This window comes from Mycobacterium saskatchewanense, from assembly GCF_010729105.1.
Lineage (GTDB): Bacteria > Actinomycetota > Actinomycetes > Mycobacteriales > Mycobacteriaceae > Mycobacterium > Mycobacterium saskatchewanense.
On record NZ_AP022573.1, the window covers coordinates 4,473,021 to 4,490,489 of the forward strand.

General features: G+C 72.5%; 18 protein-coding genes. 13 read left to right on the forward strand and 5 right to left on the reverse strand.

Annotated elements, in window-relative coordinates; all coding sequences use genetic code 11:
* Nucleotides 1–3: 3 nt before the first annotated feature.
* Nucleotides 4–774: a hypothetical protein gene (locus tag G6N56_RS21070; protein ID WP_085258679.1), complete on the reverse strand. Its 771-nt coding sequence runs from the start codon at nt 772–774 to the stop codon at nt 4–6.
* 103 nt (nt 775–877) lie between these two features.
* Nucleotides 878–1,270: a nitroreductase family deazaflavin-dependent oxidoreductase gene (locus tag G6N56_RS21075; protein ID WP_085258678.1), complete on the reverse strand. Its 393-nt coding sequence runs from the start codon at nt 1,268–1,270 to the stop codon at nt 878–880.
* Between the two features lie 225 nt (nt 1,271–1,495).
* Here G6N56_RS21075 and hemL point away from each other — a divergent pair, with 225 nt between their 5' ends.
* The 7 genes from hemL to G6N56_RS21110 are packed head-to-tail and all read left to right on the forward strand — an operon-like array spanning nt 1,496 to nt 8,743.
* Nucleotides 1,496–2,824, forward strand: a complete 1,329-nt coding sequence (gene hemL / locus G6N56_RS21080; protein ID WP_085258677.1) for a glutamate-1-semialdehyde 2,1-aminomutase — start codon at nt 1,496–1,498, stop codon at nt 2,822–2,824.
* Nucleotides 2,824–3,432, forward strand: coding sequence for a histidine phosphatase family protein (locus G6N56_RS21085; protein WP_085258676.1), 609 nt, complete (start codon nt 2,824–2,826; stop codon nt 3,430–3,432). The genes hemL and G6N56_RS21085 overlap by 1 nt, the downstream gene beginning before the upstream one ends.
* Nucleotides 3,433–3,434: 2 nt before the next feature.
* Nucleotides 3,435–4,034 (forward strand): TlpA disulfide reductase family protein, encoded by a 600-nt coding sequence (locus G6N56_RS21090; RefSeq protein WP_180150386.1) that lies wholly within the window; start codon nt 3,435–3,437, stop codon nt 4,032–4,034.
* On the forward strand, nt 4,031–4,810 hold the full coding sequence (locus tag G6N56_RS21095) for a cytochrome c biogenesis CcdA family protein (protein ID WP_085258675.1): 780 nt from the start codon (nt 4,031–4,033) through the stop codon (nt 4,808–4,810). Before G6N56_RS21090 ends, G6N56_RS21095 begins: the two co-directional genes overlap by 4 nt.
* 56 nt (nt 4,811–4,866) lie before the next feature.
* Nucleotides 4,867–6,450 (forward strand): cytochrome c biogenesis protein ResB, encoded by a 1,584-nt coding sequence (locus tag G6N56_RS21100; protein ID WP_085258793.1) that lies wholly within the window; start codon nt 4,867–4,869, stop codon nt 6,448–6,450.
* The gene (ccsB, locus tag G6N56_RS21105; RefSeq protein WP_085258674.1) at nt 6,447–7,424 is read left to right on the forward strand and encodes a c-type cytochrome biogenesis protein CcsB; all 978 of its coding nucleotides are present in this window, start codon (nt 6,447–6,449) and stop codon (nt 7,422–7,424) included. The genes G6N56_RS21100 and ccsB overlap by 4 nt, the downstream gene beginning before the upstream one ends.
* A gap of 44 nt (nt 7,425–7,468) precedes the next feature.
* Nucleotides 7,469–8,743: a MinD/ParA family ATP-binding protein gene (locus tag G6N56_RS21110; protein ID WP_085258791.1), complete on the forward strand. Its 1,275-nt coding sequence runs from the start codon at nt 7,469–7,471 to the stop codon at nt 8,741–8,743.
* A 12-nt stretch (nt 8,744–8,755) separates the two neighbouring features.
* Here G6N56_RS21110 and G6N56_RS21115 read toward each other — a convergent pair whose 3' ends face one another.
* Nucleotides 8,756–8,914 carry a hypothetical protein gene (locus G6N56_RS21115; protein ID WP_142280870.1) on the reverse strand — a complete coding sequence of 53 codons (159 nt, stop codon included), beginning with the start codon at nt 8,912–8,914 and terminating at the stop codon, nt 8,756–8,758.
* Between the two features lie 48 nt (nt 8,915–8,962).
* Here G6N56_RS21115 and G6N56_RS21120 point away from each other — a divergent pair, with 48 nt between their 5' ends.
* Nucleotides 8,963–9,346 (forward strand): DUF4229 domain-containing protein, encoded by a 384-nt coding sequence (locus G6N56_RS21120; RefSeq protein WP_085258673.1) that lies wholly within the window; start codon nt 8,963–8,965, stop codon nt 9,344–9,346.
* 120 nt (nt 9,347–9,466) lie between these two features.
* Here G6N56_RS21120 and G6N56_RS21125 read toward each other — a convergent pair whose 3' ends face one another.
* Nucleotides 9,467–10,339 (reverse strand): 1,4-dihydroxy-2-naphthoate polyprenyltransferase, encoded by an 873-nt coding sequence (locus tag G6N56_RS21125; protein ID WP_085258790.1) that lies wholly within the window; start codon nt 10,337–10,339, stop codon nt 9,467–9,469.
* Nucleotides 10,340–10,412: 73 nt separating this feature from the next.
* Between G6N56_RS21125 and G6N56_RS21130 the strand changes: the two genes are divergently transcribed.
* Both G6N56_RS21130 and G6N56_RS21135 read left to right on the forward strand, forming a co-directional pair.
* The gene (locus G6N56_RS21130) at nt 10,413–11,198 is read left to right on the forward strand and encodes an S-methyl-5'-thioadenosine phosphorylase (RefSeq protein ID WP_085258789.1); all 786 of its coding nucleotides are present in this window, start codon (nt 10,413–10,415) and stop codon (nt 11,196–11,198) included.
* Nucleotides 11,195–12,223 (forward strand): NAD-dependent epimerase/dehydratase family protein, encoded by a 1,029-nt coding sequence (locus G6N56_RS21135; RefSeq protein WP_085258672.1) that lies wholly within the window; start codon nt 11,195–11,197, stop codon nt 12,221–12,223. The genes G6N56_RS21130 and G6N56_RS21135 overlap by 4 nt, the downstream gene beginning before the upstream one ends.
* An 18-nt stretch (nt 12,224–12,241) precedes the next feature.
* Here the strand turns inward: G6N56_RS21135 and G6N56_RS21140 are convergent, their stop codons facing one another.
* Nucleotides 12,242–13,876 (reverse strand): DUF7937 domain-containing protein, encoded by a 1,635-nt coding sequence (locus G6N56_RS21140; protein ID WP_232069373.1) that lies wholly within the window; start codon nt 13,874–13,876, stop codon nt 12,242–12,244.
* A gap of 321 nt (nt 13,877–14,197) precedes the next feature.
* Between G6N56_RS21140 and G6N56_RS21145 the strand changes: the two genes are divergently transcribed.
* Genes G6N56_RS21145 through G6N56_RS21155 form a run of 3 tightly spaced genes read left to right on the forward strand, consistent with a single transcriptional unit; the run spans nt 14,198 to nt 17,391 of the window.
* Complete coding sequence (locus tag G6N56_RS21145) at nt 14,198–16,045, forward strand: DUF7159 family protein (protein WP_085258670.1); 1,848 nt, start codon at nt 14,198–14,200, stop codon at nt 16,043–16,045.
* 18 nt (nt 16,046–16,063) lie between these two features.
* Complete coding sequence (locus tag G6N56_RS21150) at nt 16,064–16,723, forward strand: glycosyltransferase family 2 protein (RefSeq protein WP_085258669.1); 660 nt, start codon at nt 16,064–16,066, stop codon at nt 16,721–16,723.
* A complete protein-coding gene (locus G6N56_RS21155; RefSeq protein WP_085258668.1) occupies nt 16,720–17,391 on the forward strand; it encodes a TIGR04282 family arsenosugar biosynthesis glycosyltransferase in 672 nt (223 codons plus the stop codon). Before G6N56_RS21150 ends, G6N56_RS21155 begins: the two co-directional genes overlap by 4 nt.
* Nucleotides 17,392–17,469: the final 78 nt, after the last annotated feature.

The window sequence follows — 17,469 nt, forward strand, 5'->3', positions numbered from 1 at the left end:
GGCTCACGGCCTTCGCCAGTACCCCTCGTAGCCGTAGTCGGAGAAGGGATCCGAACCGGCGGTCAGTCGCCCGTTGTAGTTCTGGTCGAAGATCCTGCCGTCGTACCAGATGGCGACGTGACCGTAGGAAAGCCCCGCGAAGCGGGGGTCCTGCCGCCAGACCAGGATGTCGCCATTGGCGAAGTCCTGGTCGGGGTGCCAACTGAACCCGCGCGACTCGAGGTGATTGCCGGCCGTGCCACCTTTGCCGTAGGCGTACGCGTCGCCCCATCCCCCGTCGGTGACGCCGTACACGTCGCCCAGGTATTTGCGGACCAGGGCGACGCACTGACCGTCACCGACCTGTTGGCCCGCGACTTCTGCGACGAAACTGTCGAGCTGGGTCGTGGCGCCGGGGCCCGGATCGGTCGGGCAGGTGGGCGCGGCGACGCCCGGCGCCCCGGTCTCGATGTCGACGGCGGCCGCGAAATGCCCGTCGGACGTTTCGTACCAGAGGTTGTCCCGGCCCTTGACGGCGTCCCCGCGCTTGGAGCACACCAGGGTCAGGTGGTCGCCCGGGTTGTACCAGCCGTCCTGCCCCGAGGTCAGGGTGGCGTCGGCCATCCGCTGGGTTTTCGCCTTGACCGTGCCGGTCGCCGGGGCGTCGACCGGTGCGGCGGATGCCGGCGCGAGGATGCCACTTCCTGCCAGGACGACAACAACCCCGATCCGGCCCAATCGGTAGCAGCGCCGTTTGTCAGCGGGACGACGCATGATCAAGAAGTCCCTGACCATGGCGATGTTCCCTTCGCCGAAACGTTACGAGATCGATGCCACTTTGCTTCTGAACAGTTCGCGTCCGAGCGAACATTCGTTACCGGGCATCCGGATCACGGCGTCAGGGGGTGCGGAGGAGCAGCACCGCTTGCTCGAACGGCAGCCGTGCGAACACCGCCCGGCCTCGCGTCACGTGCTCGGCCGCCTCGGCCTTGCCGACCACCCGGGGTTCCGCGATGCCGAAGGTCTTGCCGTTGCGGCGCATCCGCCCGCCGCCCGCGGCGGTCAGGTTCTTCAGCCAGTCGCGATCGGGGCCGTAGGTCAGCGTTATGGCCACGCCGGGCTTGCCGTCGACGGTGGCGCTGAACACGCTGACGGGCGTGCGATAGGCCTTGCCCGAGCGCCGCCCGACGTGCTCCACGATCCCGAATGGGGGAAGCCAGCCGGCCCACAGCCGCTGAACCGGGTTGGTGACGTGACGGTTGAACCGGGCGAGGCCCTGCGGCATCTGCATACGGCCATCCAACTCCTCGTCGCCCCCGGGCATCAACCGGCATTTCACCGCGCGGGCTTCTACTGTCTTGTCATGGCCGACTCACCCGGTGGCGAGGCCGCCGGGCGCCGAACGCGCCCATGAGCGCCGCCCAGGAAGCCGGACGGGAAGCCGGACGGGACCAGCGGACGTAGTCTGCTACACCCTGTAGTTGAACCGGCCGTGGATGCTGGGACACTGGTGGTCATGGGAAGCACTGATCAGGCGACCGCGCACGCCGCCACGGCCGCGTCGGCCCGGCTGTTCTCCGAAGCCTGCGCGGTGATTCCCGGCGGGGTGAACTCCCCGGTCCGCGCGTTCACGGCGGTGGGCGGCACCCCGCGCTTCATCACCGAGGCGAGCGGCTGCCGGCTCACCGACGCCGACGGGAACCGCTACGTCGACCTGGTCTGCTCCTGGGGGCCGATGATCCTCGGGCACGCCCACCCGGCCGTGGTCGACGCCGTCGTTCGCGCCGCGTCGCACGGCCTGTCGTTCGGGGCGCCGACGCCGGGCGAGAGCCGGCTGGCGGCGGAGATCATCGGGCGCGTCGCGCCGGTCGAGCGGATCCGGCTGGTGAACTCGGGCACCGAGGCCACGATGAGCGCGATCCGGCTCGCCCGCGGCTTCACCGGCCGGCCCAAGATCGTCAAGTTCTCCGGCTGCTACCACGGCCACGCCGACGCGCTGCTCGCCGACGCCGGGTCCGGCGTCGCCACGCTGGGCCTGCCGTCGTCGCCCGGGGTCACCGGTGCGGCCGCTGCCGACACGATTGTCCTGCCGTACAACGACATCGACGCCGTCCGGGAGAGCTTCACCCGGTTCGGCGACCAGATCGCCGCCGTCATCACGGAGGCCAGCCCGGGCAACATGGGCGTCGTGCCGCCCGCGCCGGGCTACAACGCGGCGCTGCGGGCGATCACCGCCGAGCACGGCGCGCTGTTGATCGTCGACGAGGTGATGACGGGGTTCCGGGTCAGCCGAAGCGGTTGGTACGGAGTCGATCCCGTCGATGCCGACCTGTTCACCTTCGGCAAGGTGATGAGTGGCGGCCTGCCGGCCGCGGCGTTCGGCGGCCGGACCGAGGTGATGGAGCGGCTCGCGCCGCTGGGGCCGGTGTATCAGGCCGGCACGTTGTCGGGGAACCCGGTGGCGGTGGCCGCCGGGCTGGCGACGCTGCACGCCGCGGACGACGCGGTGTACGCCACGCTGGACCGAAACGCCGACCGGCTGGCCGCGCTGTTCGCCGACGCCCTGACGGAAGCCGGTGTGCCGCATCAGATTCAGCGGGCCGGCAACATGCTCGGCGTGTTCTTCAGCGAGACGCCGGTGACGGACTTCGCGTCCGCGCGGGCCACCCAGACCTGGCGCTACCCGCCGTTCTTCCACGCGCTGCTGGACGCGGGCGTCTACCCGCCGTGCAGCGCCTTCGAGGCGTGGTTCGTCTCGGCTGCGCTGGACGACGCGGCGTTCGACCGCATCGCCGAAGCCCTGCCCACCGCAGCCCGCGCGGCCGCCCAGGAGGACCAGCCCTGATGGCCGGGCAGACTCGCATCCACGTCGTCCGCCACGGCGAGGTGCACAACCCGAGCGGCATCCTGTACGGCCGGCTGCCCGGATTCCACCTGTCGGAGACGGGCCGGACGCAGGCGGCGGCGGTCGCCGACGCGCTGGCCGACCGGGACATCGCCGCCGTCATCGCGTCGCCGCTGCAGCGGGCTCAGGAGACCGCCGCGCCGATCGCCGCGCAGCACGGCCTGCCGGTGGACACCGATCCCGACCTCATCGAATCGGCCAACTTCTTCGAGGGCCGCCGCGTCAGCCCGGGCGACGGCGCGTGGCGGGACCCCCGGTTCTGGTGGCGGCTGCGCGACCCCTTCACGCCGTCGTGGGGCGAGCCCTACGCCGAGATCGCGGCGCGGATGTCGGCGGCGGTCGACAAGGCACGCGCCCGCGGCGCCGGCCAGGAGGTCGTGTGCGTCAGCCACCAACTGCCGGTGTGGACGCTGCGGCTGCACGTGACGGGCCGGCGGCTCTGGCACGACCCGCGGCGGCGCGAGTGCGGGCTCGCGTCCGTGACCACCCTGGTCTACGACGGCGACCGGCTCGTCGACGTCGAGTACCGCCAGCCGGCGGCGCCGTAATCATGCGGCGACTGGCGATGGCCGGGGCCGCGCTGGCGGCCCTGCTCGTCGGCTGTTCCTCCGGTCACGACGCCGTCGCGCAGGGCGGCTCCTTCGAGTTCGTCTCGCCCGGCGGCAAGACCGACATCTTCTACGACCCGCCGTCGTCCCGCGGACGCCCCGGGCCGCTGTCGGGGCCCGACCTGGCGGACCCGGCGCACACCCGATCGCTGGACGACTTCACCGGCCAGGTCGTCGTCGTCAACATCTGGGGGCAGTGGTGTGGGCCCTGCCGGGCCGAGATCACCCAGCTCCAGCGCGTGTACGACGCCACCCGGGCCGCCGGGGTGTCCTTTCTCGGCATCGACGTCCGCGACAACAACCGGCAGGCCGCGCTGGACTTCGTCGACGACCGCCACGTGACGTTCCCGTCGTTGTATGACCCGGCGATGCGCACCCTGATCGCGTTCGGCGGCAAATACCCGACCACCGTCATCCCCTCGACGCTGGTGCTCGACCGCCAGCACCGGGTCGCCGCGGTGTTCCTGCGGCCCCTGCTGGCCGACGACCTGCAGCCCGTGGTGCAGCGCGTGGCCCAAGAGGCGGGGGCGTCGCCGGCATGACCGGGTTCACCCAGATCGCCGCCGCCGGGCCCTTGGTCCTGGCGCTGGGCGTGTGCGTGCTGGCCGGGCTGGTGTCGTTCGCCTCGCCGTGCGTGGTGCCACTGGTGCCGGGCTACCTGTCCTACCTGGCCGCGGTGGTCGGCGTGGAGGAGCAGCCGCAGCCGGGCGCCCTGAAGGCCCCGCCGGCGGCGCGCTGGCGCGTCACGGGATCGGCGCTGCTGTTCGTCGCCGGGTTCACCGCGGTGTTCGTGCTGGGCACCGTGGCCGTGCTCGGCATGACGACCACGCTGATCTCCAACCAGCTGCTGCTGCAGCGGGTCGGGGGGGTGCTGACCATCGCCATGGGCCTGGTGTTCGTGGGGCTCGTCCCCGCGCTGCAGCGGCAGGCGCGGTTCAGCCCGCGACAGCTGACGACGGTCGCGGGGGCGCCGGTGCTCGGCGCGGTGTTCGCGCTGGGGTGGACGCCGTGCCTGGGGCCGACGCTGGCCGGGGTCGTCACCGTCGCCTCGGCCACCGACGGCGCGAGCGTGGCCCGTGGGATCGTCCTGGTGATCGCCTACTGCCTGGGCTTGGGCATCCCGTTCGTGCTGCTGGCGTTCGGCTCGGCCGGCGCGGTGGCCGGCCTGGGTTGGCTGCGCCGGCACACCCGGGCCATCCAGGTCTTCGGTGGGGCGCTGCTGATCACGGTCGGGACCCTGCTGGTGACCGGCGTGTGGAACGACCTGGTGGCCTGGCTGCGCGACGCGTTCGTGTCCGACGTGAGGCTGCCGATTTGAGCGTCCTCGCATCGATCGGCGCCAGGGCCCGCAACACCTGGCGCGGGCTGACCTCGATGGGCACGGCGCTGGTGCTGCTGTTCCTGCTGGCGCTGGGCGCGATACCGGGCGCCCTGCTGCCGCAGCGCAACCTCAACGCGCAGAAGGTCAACGACTACCTGGCCGCCCACCCGGTGATCGGACCGTGGCTGAACCGCCTGCAGGCCTTCGACGTGTTCTCCAGCTTCTGGTTCACGGCCATCTACGTGCTGCTGTTCGTGTCCCTGGTCGGCTGCCTGACGCCGCGGATGGTCGAGCACGCCCGCAGCCTGCGCGCCACGCCCGTCCCGGCGCCGCGCAACCTGTCCCGGCTGCCCAAGTACGCCCGCGTCCAGATCGAGGCCGGGCCCGAGCAGGTGAACGCGCTGGCGAACGGGGTCAGCGCGCGGCTGCGCGGCTGGCGCACCGCCGTCCGCCACCACGACACCTCGGCGGAGGTCTCCGCCGAGAAGGGCTACCTGCGCGAGTTCGGCAACATCGTGTTCCACTTCTCGCTGCTGGGGCTGCTGGTCGCGGTGGCCGCCGGCAAGCTGTTCGGCTACGAGGGCAACGTCATCGTCATCGCCGACGGCGGGCCGGGCTTCTGCTCCGCCTCGCCGGCCGCGTTCGACTCGTTCCGCGCCGGCAACACCGTCGACGGCACGTCGCTGCACCCGATCTGCATCCGCGTCGACGACTTCCAGGCCCACTACCTGCCGTCGGGGCAGGCCACCTCGTTCGCCGCGAACATCGACTATCAGTCCGGCGCCGACCTGCGGGCCAACACGTGGCGGCACTACCTGCTGGAGGTCAACCACCCGCTGCGGGTCGGCGGTGACCGGGTGTACCTGCAGGGCCACGGCTACGCTCCCACCTTCACGGTGACGTTCCCGGACGGGCAGACCCGCACGTCGACCGTGCAGTGGCGGCCCGACAACCCGCAGACCCTGCTCTCCTCCGGCGTGGCGCGCATCGACCCGCCCGCCGGCAGCTATCCCAACGCCGGCGAGCGCCGCCAGCACGAGATCGCGATCCAGGGCCTGCTGGCCCCGACCGAGCAACTCGACGGCGCCCTGCTGTCGTCGAGGTTCCCGGCGCTGAACGCCCCGGCGGTCGCCGTCGACATCTACCGCGGCGACACGGGCCTGGACACCGGGCGTCCGCAGTCCCTGTTCACGCTGGACCCCCGGCTGATCGAGCAGGGGCGGCTGACCAAGGAGAAGCGGGTCAACCTGCGCGCCGGGCAGGCGGTCCGGATCGACCAGGGCCCGGCGGCCGGCACCGTCGTCCGCTTCGACGGCGCCGTCCCCTTCGTCAACCTGCAGGTCTCCCACGACCCGGGCCAGACCTGGGTGCTGGTGTTCGCCATCTCCATGATGGCCGGGCTGCTGGTGTCGCTGCTGGTGCGGCGGCGCCGGGTGTGGGCCAGGCTCACGGTGGCCGAGGGCGGCGCAGCCGGTACGGTGAACGTCGAATTGGGCGGCCTGGCCCGCACCGACAATTCCGGCTGGGGCGACGAGTTCGAGCGGTTGACCGAGCGGTTGCTCGCGGGACTCGGCGGCGCGGACGATGCCGAGCCCACGCCGTCGTCCAGAAGGAGTTCTCAGGTGGACGTCACATGAACACCCTGCACGTCAACATCGGTCTCGCCCGCTACTCGGACTGGGCTTTCACCTCGGCGGTGGTGGCCCTCGTGGTGGCGTTGATGTTGCTGGCCGTCGAGCTGGCCTACGTCGGCGGCCGCCGCGTGGCCGATCGCGAGAGCGTCCTGGCCGGATCCGTCGCCGCCGACAGCGCGACCCCGGGCATCGTCCAGGAATTGCCGCAGCGGCCGTTCGACGAGCGCGTCGGGCGGGCCGGTCTAGCGGTCGTCTACCTCGGCATCGGGCTGCTGGTGGCGTGCGTCGTGTTGCGCGGCCTGGCCACGCTGCGGGTGCCGTGGGGCAACATGTACGAATTCATCAACCTGACCTGCCTGTGCGGGCTGGTTGCCGGGGCGATCGTGCTGCGCCGCCCGCAGTACCGCCCGCTGTGGGTCTTCCTGCTGGTGCCGGTCTTGATCCTGCTCACGGTCTCCGGCCGCTGGCTCTACACCAACGCCGCGCCGGTCATGCCCGCGCTGCAGTCCTATTGGCTGCCCATCCACGTGTCGGTGGTCAGCCTCGGGTCCGGGGTCTTCATGGTCGCCGGCATCGCCAGCATCCTGTTCCTGCTGCGCACCTCGCCGCTGGGCGATCCCGCGCGCCAGGGCACCCTGGCCGGCGTGATCCAGCGGTTCCCCGACGCCCAGACCCTGGACCGACTGGCCTACCGCACCACGATCTTCGCGTTCCCCGTCTTCGGGTTCGGTGTGATCTTCGGCGCCATCTGGGCCGAGCAGGCGTGGGGTCGGTACTGGGGCTGGGACCCCAAGGAAACGGTCTCGTTCGTCGCGTGGGTCATCTACGCCGCCTACCTGCACGCCAGGTCGACCGCCGGGTGGCGGGACCGCAAGGCGGCGTGGATCAACGTCGCGGGATTCGTGGCGATGGTGTTCAACCTGTTCTTCGTTAACCTGGTGACCGTGGGCCTGCATTCATACGCGGGCGTGGGCTGACTGGCGACCGACCCAAGCAATCCACAAAACAAGGGGGAGTGCACGTGTCTGACCATCCCGGCGTGGGGGCGCCCGAAGAACCGACCACGCAGCTGCCGCCGCCGGTGGCTGCGCAGCCCGACGAAGCCGGCGGGGACGCGCCGACCCGGGCGTTCACCGGCTTTCGCACCGAGCGCCGCGCGCCCGGTCCCGAGAAGCGCGAGGCGGCGCCGCCGCCCACGGCGCCCCGGCCAGCTCCCGGCATGCCGCCCTGGGACCCCACCCCGGTCACCGGGATGGCACGGGTCGACCCGACCGCCTTCGGCGCCTACTACAACGGCCCGGCCGAGCCGCCGGCGCCCGAGCCGCCGCCGTATCGGCCGGAGCCCGTGCCCCACTCGCCCTATCCCGAACTGTCCACCGGGATGCTGCTGCGCCCGGTCAAGCCGCCGCCGTCGGAGGGCTGGCGCCGCCTGCTCTACGTGATGTCGGGGCAGCTGATCAATCTCGGGGAGAGCCCGCGAGCCGCCCGCTACAACAATCTCGTCGCCCGGGTGAACCGACCGCTGCGGGGCTGCTACCGGATCGCGGTGCTCTCGCTGAAGGGCGGCGTCGGCAAGACCACGGTCACCGCCACGCTGGGCTCTACGTTTGCGTCGCTGCGCGGCGATCGGGTGGTGGCCCTCGACGCGAGCCCCGACCGCGGCACACTGAGCGGGAAGATCCCGCTGGAGACGGCGGCGACGGTTCGCCAGTTGCTGCACGACGCCAAGTCCATCGAGCGCTACAGCGACGTCCGCCGCTACACCTCCAAGGGCCCCAGCGGGCTGGAGGTGCTGGCGTCGGAGAGCGACCCGGCCGTGTCGAACGCCTTCAGCGCCGAGGACTACAGCCGCACCCTGGACGTCCTCGAGCGGTTCTACGGCCTGGTGCTGACCGACTGCGGGCCGGGGCTGCTGCACTCGGTGATGTCGTCGGTCCTGGACAAGGCAGACCTGCTGATCGTGGTCAGCTCCGGCTCCATCGACGGCGCGCACAGCGCCTCGGCGACGCTGGACTGGCTCGACGCGCACGGCCACGGGGACCTGGTCCGCAACTCGATCGCCGTCATCAACGCGGTGCGGCCACGGCCGGGCCGGGTCGACATGAACAAGGTCGTCGAGCACTTCTCCCGGCGCTGCCGCGCGGTGCAGCTGGTGCCGTTCGACCCGCACCTCGAGGAGGGCGCCGAGATCGAGCTGGACAGGCTGAAGCGTCCCACCCGGGAGGCGCTCACCGAGCTGGCCGCCCTCGTCGCCGACGGATTCCCCGGGGATCAACGCAATGCGGGACTCGCTTAGGGCTGGCGAGCGCTAGCGGGGGCCGTCGCCGCGGCCTAACCGACGCAGGAAGTCCGGATCGTCGTCGGGCCCGATGACTCGGGTCTTCGGGCGCAGGGCCTGCGATCGCGCGGCGCGCCATCCGACGTAGATCAGCGTCCCCAGAATCAGGACGAGCAGCAGGTAAAGCACTCAACACCTCCTTGGAGCGAATATACCTGCGCTCCGTAGGCTCGACCCGTGTCAGAAGGGCCCACCGAGAACAGCGCCGAGGATCACACCGACGAGCGCGCCGGGAGTCGCGTCGCCGTCGACGTCTCGCTCTACGCGGGCGCGCGCCTCTTGTTGGCGGCGGCGCTCGCCGGCCTGATCTACGGGACCGCGCGCCTGCTCGGGATCACGCAGTTCCCCCTCTCGATCGCCGTGTTGTTCGCGCTGATCATCGCCATGCCTTTGGGCATCTGGTTGTTCAGCCCGCTGCGCCGGCGCGTGACCGCCTCGCTGGCGGTCGCCGGCGAACGGCGCCGCCGGGAGCGCGAACAGCTCCAGGCGCGGCTGCACGGGCAGGCCCCGGACGATGAGCCCGACGAGGCGGCGGAGGGTGGCGATCGTCCCGACGCCTAGGCGGTTACTGGTCGCCGAGATTGCCGTGGCGGTCGCGATCACCCGGCGGAACGCGACCCCCACCGCAATTTCGGAGGTGGGAGCCCCGAAGCGTCCCAGGCGTTCGCCCCGGGTGGGCGGTCAGCCCGCCAGCGCCAACGCCGCCGACACCGCGATCGCCCACACCACCATTGCCAGCCCGGTGTCGCGCAGCACCGGGATCAGCTCGGGTCCGCCGCGACCCGACCGCACCGGCCGCGCGGCCCGCAGCGCCAGCGGCGTGGCCAGCAGACCCACCGCGCACCACGGCGTCGCCGCCATCAGCACCAGCGTCATCACTCCCGCGGTCAGCAGCAGGGCCTGGTAGAGGACGCGCGTGCGGGCATCGCCGAGACGCACGGCGAGGGTGACCTTGTTCGAGCGGGAGTCGGTGGGGATGTCGCGCAGGTTGTTGGCGACCAGCACCGACGACGACAGCGCCCCGGTCGCCACGGCCAGCACCAGCCCGACCCAGTCCACCCGCAGCGCCTGGGTGTACTCGGTGCCGAGCACGGCGACCAGCCCGAAGAACACGAACACCGCGACCTCGCCGAAGCCGGCATAGCCGTAGGGCCTCGACCCGCCGGTGTACAGCCAGGCGCCGGCGATGCACGCGGCCCCCACCGCGATCAGCCACGGCGCGCTGAGCACGGCGAGCGCGAGACCCGCGACGGCGGCGAACGTCAGGCTCGCGATCGCCGCGCCGAGCACCGACCGCGGGGCGGCCAGCCGCGACCCCACCAGCCGCACCGGTCCGGCCCGGTCGTCGTCCGTGCCGCGGATGCCGTCGGAGTAGTCGTTGGCGTAGTTGACCCCCACCACCAGCGCGAGCGCCACGGCCAGCGCCAGCAGCGCCTTCCACCACACCGCGGCGTGCAGCCACGCCGCGGCGCCGGTGCCCGCGACGACCGGCGCCACCGCGTTGGGCAGCGTCCGCGGCCGCGCCCCAGACACCCACTGCCCGAAACTCGCCACGCAACGATCCTGCCAGGGGGCCCGCGGGCCCCGCACCGGCGGGCGCGCCGCCGCCATGCGCGACAATGGACGGATGCTCGGAGTGATCGGCGGCAGCGGCTTCTACGCGTTCTTCGAATCGGGTGGGGGCAAGGCCCGCGCCGTCACCGTGGACACGCCCTATGGCGAACCCAGCGCCCCGGTGACGGTGGGCACCGTCGGCGACCACGAGGTCGCGTTCTTGCCCCGGCACGGAGCCACCCATCAGTTCTCGGCGCACACCGTGCCGTACCGGGCCAACATGTGGGCGCTGCGCAAGCTCGGGGTGCGGCGCGTCTTCGGCCCGTGCGCCGTCGGCAGCCTCAACCCCGACACCGGCCCCGGCGCCGTGGTGGTGCCCGACCAGCTGGTCGACCGCACCAACGGTCGCGCCGACACCTACTTCGACTCCGGCGCGGTCCACGTCGACTTCGCCGACCCGTACTGCCCCACCCTGCGGTCCGCGGCCGCCGGCCTGCCCGGCGTGGTCGACGGCGGCACCATGGTGGTGATCCAGGGCCCGCGGTTTTCCACCCGCGCGGAGAGCCGGTGGTTCGCCTCCGCCGGGTTCAGCCTGGTCAACATGACCGGCTACCCGGAGGCGGTGCTCGCCCGCGAGCTGGAAATGTGTTACGCGGCAATCTGTCTGGTGACCGACCTGGATGCCGGCGTGTCGGCCGGCGAAGGCGTCAAGGCCGTCGACGTGTTCGCGGAGTTCGAGAAGAACATCGGTCCGTTCAAGGAGCTGGTCCGCCAGGCGATCGGCCGGGTCGACGCCGAACGCACCTGTGCCCACTGCCTGGCGCACACCGGTGTCACCCTGCCCATCGAGCTGCCGTGAGGGTGTTGCTGACCGGCGCCGCCGGTTTCATCGGGTCGCGGGTGGACGCCGCGCTGCGGGCCGCGGGCCACGACGTCGTCGGCGTCGACGCGCTGCTGCCGGCCGCGCACGGCCCGGACGCGGTCCTGCCGCCGGGATGTCACCGGGTCGACGTCCGCGACGGTGAGGCGCTGGCCCCGCTTCTGGACGGCGTGGACCTGGTGTGCCACCAGGCGGCGATGGTCGGCGCCGGCGTGGACGCCGCCGACGCGCCCGCCTACGGCGGCCACAACGACTTCGCTACGACGGTGCTGCTGGCGCAGATGTACGCCGCCGGGGTGCGCCGCCTGGTGCTGGCGTCGTCGATGGTGGTCTACGGGCAGGGCCGTTACCGCTGCGAGCGGCATGGGGACGTCGATCCGTTGCCGCGCCGGCGCGCCGACCTCGACGCCGGCGTCTTCGAGCACCGCTGCCCGCTGGGCGGGGAGGAACTGCGGTGGAGCCTCGTCGAGGAGGACGCCCCCCTGCGGCCGCGCAGCCTGTATGCCGCCAGCAAGACCGCGCAGGAGCACTACGCGCTGGCCTGGTCGGAGGCGACGGGCGGCTCGGTGGTCGCGCTGCGTTACCACAACGTCTACGGGCCGGGGATGCCGCGTGACACCCCCTATTCCGGGGTCGCGGCGATCTTCCGGTCGGCGCTGGAAAAGGGTGAACCGCCGCGGGTTTTCGAGGACGGCGGCCAGATGCGTGACTTCGTGCATGTCGACGACGTGGCCGCGGCCAACCTCGCGGCCACCTCCGAGGACTCCGGGTTCACCGCCGTCAACGTGTGTTCGGGCCGGCCCGTCTCGATCCAGCAGGTCGCCGCCGCGTTGTGCGACGCGCGCGGGGGGGCGCTCTCGCCGGTGACCACCGGCCAGTTCCGCAGCGGCGACGTGCGCCACATCGTGGCCGACCCCGCCCGCGCGGCCGCGGCCCTGGGCTTCCGCGCGGCGATCGATCCGCTGGCGGGCCTGCGGGACTTCGCCTTTGCGCCGCTGCGCTGACGCCTCGGCGCTGACGTCTCAGCCGTGCGGCGGCCGGTAGATCCTCGGTTGCTGGACCGGTATCTCGCCGGTGGCCGAATCGTCGCCCCGGAAGATGCGGGGCGCGCCGGCCAGCTGCGGGATCTCGGTGGTGGGCGAGTCCGGCTGGGCGCCGGCCGGGATGCGCGTCGTCGGCGCGGCGGACGGCTTTGCCGAGCGGCCGACCTGGACGCGTGCCCGGGGCGCCGGCGGCCTGGCCCCCGCCGCTGCGGCCCGGGCGCGGGCGGCGCGCCGGCGCTGCCGCTGGCGCAGCGCGCTGAGGCGCCCGGTGACGATCGCCGCCGCGAGGATGCTCAGGCCGAGGCCGCACAGCGCCACGTCAAAGACGCTCGTGATCTGCTGGGCCAAGTTGTTGCCGTAGACGGGGTGCAGCTCGGGCGAATTCGGTGAGTCGGCGAAGCGGGGCGCAAGCGCGACGCCCACGACGACCCGGGCGACGCTGAGCGTGGCGACGAGCCCGCACAGCGCCGTGACGAGTCGTGGGCGGAGCCCGTCGTGCACCAGGTTGGTGCGCAGCCAGATCGCGAGGACCGCGGTGATGAGATCGAACGCGGCCAGCACCACGCTGTCGTAACGCGAGTACGGGTAGTTCAGGCTCACCGCGACGCCCAGGTCGGTGATGCGCATCGCCATCGACCCCAGGCCCCAGAGCGCGATGAGCGCAAGGCCGGTCCGTGCCGCCCCCCGCCACGCGTCCTCGTCGGTCGCCGACGGGTTGCGGTACCCCGACAGCGCCCGGGGCGCGAAGATCGCGGCCGCGGCCGCCCAGGCCAAGAATCCCTCGAAGCCGACGCCCGCCGTCGACGTGTTCTGCGCGATGCCGTGGAAGGCGTCGATGTCGCGGCCGACGGGCAGGACCCACACGATCAGCCCCGCCAGCATGGTCGACGCGCCCAGCGCGACGGTCGCGAGCCGGGCGGCCTTGGTGCTGCGCAGCAACCACCGGGACGCGGCGAGGACGGCGATCAGGGCCACGACCCCGTACACCACCGCCGTGACGATGACCGCGATGTTCTGCTTGCCGAAGTCGATGGTGCCGCCCGTGCTGTGCAGCGCGTACCGCACCCGCCAGTAGAGGTTGAAGCAGAAGCTCAGCACCGCGCCCGCCATGGACGCGTAGCCGATGATCCGGGCGGACCGGATGGTGTCGTGCTCCGTGCCGGGCCCCGTGATCGGCGCGCCCGCGGCCGACAGGCATCCGGCGATCCCCAGCCAGGCGCCCGGCCCGACGCCGCCCGGCACGTTCACGGTGCCGGCAAACCTGATGGTCTCGTAGACGTCGAAAGCGACGAAGGCCAGCACCAACCCGATGTAGGGGGCGTTGAGCGCCAGGCGAAGCCGCCACCACCCGCCCGCCAAGGACCGCCACTTCCCGGCCACCCCGACCGAGGCAACGGACAGCGCCGTCACCACCAACAGCACCACGAAGAGGGTGGTGTTGCTGCCCGGGACTCCTACGCCGAAGTACAGATTCCACGGCAGGAACGCGGCGACGACCACCAGTGCGACGGCGGTGAGGTCGGCGATCAGATTCCACCGCCGGGTGGGCTCCGCGCCCAGCGAGCGGATGCGGACCGTGCCGGGCTCCGGGGTTTGCTGCGCCCGCCCACCGATGGGGCCGGTGGGGGCGTCGTCGCTGCTCTGACTCACGGTTCCCCCGGGGTATCGAGGACGGTTACTGGCGGGGCCACGCGGGCCGCGCGCCGGGGGCGGAACCCCCTGCCGCGCCGACTGCGTTGCTTACTTGAAAACATAATCTCCATTCGGGCGATGCGGCAGCGGCCGAGACGTGCGGTCCGGGGTTGGGATACCCGGTTACGCTGCGGTCGTAGGCGAAACGTTGTCGCCCGAATGACTGAAACTGCCGACGGTATCGAAGTCTAATGATGCCGGGACATTGCTGGTGGTGGGGTGGCCAGCCGAAGGAGAGCCGGGATGGACGTCGTTTTGGGGGTCGCGGTCGCTGGCCCGGTTGCCCGCTTGGCGCTGGTCGGGGCCGGGGCGCGGGGCGCGGACGTGATCGACCAGTCCGTCGTCAACCTGGACGACCATCCGATCGAGAAGCTGACCGAGACCGTGGTCGGGACGAACCAGCTGCTGGCCGGCGAACAGCATCGCCTGGTGGCCACCCGGCTGTGCTGGCCCGACGATCCGAAGGCCGATCAGCTGCGCCGCGCGCTGGAGGATTCCGGCGTGCAGAACGTCGCGGTGCTGTCGCAGTCCCAGGCGGTGACGGCGTTGATGCGCGCGGCGGGCCGGGCGGGCGGCGTGCTGGTCGTCGACGACAACACCGCGACGCTGTCCGTGGTGGGTCCGGCCACCGAGGCGGACGCGCCGCCGACCGTGCTCGCGCGCGAGCCACTCGCGGGTGGTGACGCGACGGCCGCGCTCGACACGATGATGGCCCGGCTCGGTGACCACCCGGACGCCCCGGGTGACGTCTACGTGCTGGGCGGCTCGGCGGAGGTCGGCGCGGTCGCCGACCAGCTCCGCGACGCGTCGACCATGCGGGTGGAAATCCCCGACGACCCCACCTTTGCGCTCGCCCGCGGCGCGGCGCTGGCCGCCGCCCCCGCCGGGGGGGCCGGTCTCGACGGCGGGGCGACCGCGATGGCCCCGGCGGTGGGCCTGGATGGCGGGGCGACCGCGATGGCCCCGGCGGTGGGCCTGGATGGCGACGAGACGGCGTTCGCGCCGGCGGCCGCGCCGGCCGGCGAGGAGCAGCAACTGGCCTACTCGATGGCCGGCGAGGGCGAGCCGCTCGCGATGGACGAGTACGGCCCCGACGATTTCGACGCCCTCGACGAGGCCGAGGGCGAGCGGGCGCGGCTCAGCCGCCGCTCGCTGCTGATCGGCAACGCCGTCATCGCGTTTGCGGTGATCGGGCTGGCGTCGCTGGCCGCCGCGGTGGCCATCGCCGTCCGGCCGACCGCGTCGCAGCAGCCCGTGGAGGGTCACCAGAACGCCGCACCCGGCAAGTTCATGCCGTTGCTGCCGACGCAGCAGCAGGCGCCGGTGCCGCCGCCCCCGATCGACGCGCCCAACGCCGGGTTCCAGGGCGGCAGCATCCCCGCTCCGGCCGCCCCCATCCAGCCGGCCCCGCCGCCCGTCGTGAACGGGACCCCGGAGGCGCCGGTTGGCCCGGTGACGCCGGGAACCCCGGGCTTCGTGCCCAACCCGAACGGCCCGATCCCCGTCCCGATCATCGTGCCCTTCCCGGGCTGGCGGCCGCCGTATCCGTACCCGAACCCCTATCCGAATCCGTACCCGAACCCCTACCCGAATCCGTACCCGCCGCCGTATCCGCCAACGACGACGGTGTCGCCGCCGACCACGACGGTGTCGACCCCGACCACGACGGTCTCGCCCCCGACGACCACGTACACGCCGCCGACGACCACTTACACTCCGCCGACGACGACGTATTCGCCGCCGACGACGACGGAGACCCCGCACACCACGACGGAAGCGCCGACGACGACCTATTCGCCGCCGACGACCACGTATTCGCCGCCCACGACGACGTATTCGCCGCCGCCCACGCAGACGCAGACGCAGGCCCCGGAAACGCAAACGCAGACGCAGGCCCCGGAAACGCAGACGCAGACGCAGGCGCCGCAAACGCAGACGCAGGCCCCGCAAACGCACACCCAGGCCCCGCAAACGCAGACCCAGGCTCCGCAGACGCACACTCAGCAACCGGTGGTGCCGCAGCAGCCCCACACCGGTGGCGGTGGCACCGGCGGTGGTGGCGGCGGCGGTCACCACGGGTTCGGATTCTGAGCGGACCGCCGACGCTCGATGCCCCTCCCCGACGTTCCCGTCACGGTAGTGCTGCCCTGCCTGAATGAGGAGGAGTCGCTGCCGGCGGTGCTGGCGGCCCTTCCGGCCGGCTACCGGGCGCTGGTGGTCGACAACAACAGCACCGACGACACCGCCGGCGTCGCGAGGCGGCACGGCGCCCAGGTGGTCGTCGAGCCGCGGGCAGGGTACGGCTCGGCGGTGCACGCCGGCGTCGTCGCCGCGCCGACCCCGATCGTGGCCGTGATCGACGCCGACGGCTCGATGGACCCCGGTGACCTGCCAAGGCTGGTGGCCGCCCTCGACGGCGCCGACCTCGTCGTCGGCCGCCGCCGCCCGGTCCGCGGGCTGCACTGGCCCTGGGTCGCGCGGGTGGGCACCGCGGTGATGAGCTGGCGCCTGCGCACCTGCCACGGCCTGCCGGTGCACGACATCGCGCCGATGCGGGTGGCACGCCGCGACGCCCTGGTGAGCCTCGGGGTGGAGGACCGGCGTTCGGGTTACCCGCTGGAACTCTTGGTGCGCGCCGCCGCCGCTGGCTGGCGGGTGGTCGAGCTCGACGTCCGATACGGGGCCCGCACGGGTGGCAGGTCGAAGGTGAGCGGCTCGCTGCGGGGCAGCATCACGGCGATCCTCGATTTCTGGAAGGTGATCTCGTGAGCCTGCTGCCCGTCACCGTGCTGGTCGTTGCCAAGGCGCCGGAGCCCGGCCGGGCCAAGACGCGGCTCGCCGCGACGGTCGGTGACCGGCTTGCCGCCGAGATCGCGGCCGCCGCTCTCCTCGACACGCTCGACGCGGTGGCTGCCGCGCCCGTGGCCGCGCGGGTGGTGGCGATGACGGGTGACCTGGACGCCGCAGCGGGCGGCGCCGAGATTCGGCAACGCCTGGAGTCCTTCGCCGTGATTCCGCAGCGCGGTGACGAGTTCGCCGACCGGCTCGCCAACGCCCACGCCGACGCCGGCTCGGGCGGCGGCGGACACCCGGTGCTGCAGATCGGCATGGACACCCCCCAGGTCACCGCCGACCTGCTGGCCGACTGCGCGCGTGAGCTGCTCGAGACGCAGTCGGTGCTCGGACTGGCGCACGACGGCGGGTGGTGGGTGCTCGGGGTGTCGGCACCCGCGACCGCCGAATGTTTGCGCCGCGTGCCGATGTCGCGGTCCGACACCGGTGAGCTGACGCTGAAAGCGTTGCGGGACCACGGGGTCGACGTGGCCCAGGTCGAGCGGCTGTTCGACGTCGACGTGGCCGGCGACGTCGCGGCGGTGCGCGACGCTTGCGGGCCGGGCAGTCGCTTCGCTCGCGTCACCCGGGCGGCCGGGCTCTAGGCGGGCGCACTCGCCGAACGTGCACTGAGGGCGAGAAAATCGCCGGATTTGCGCCCTGTGTGCACGGTCGGCGGGGCC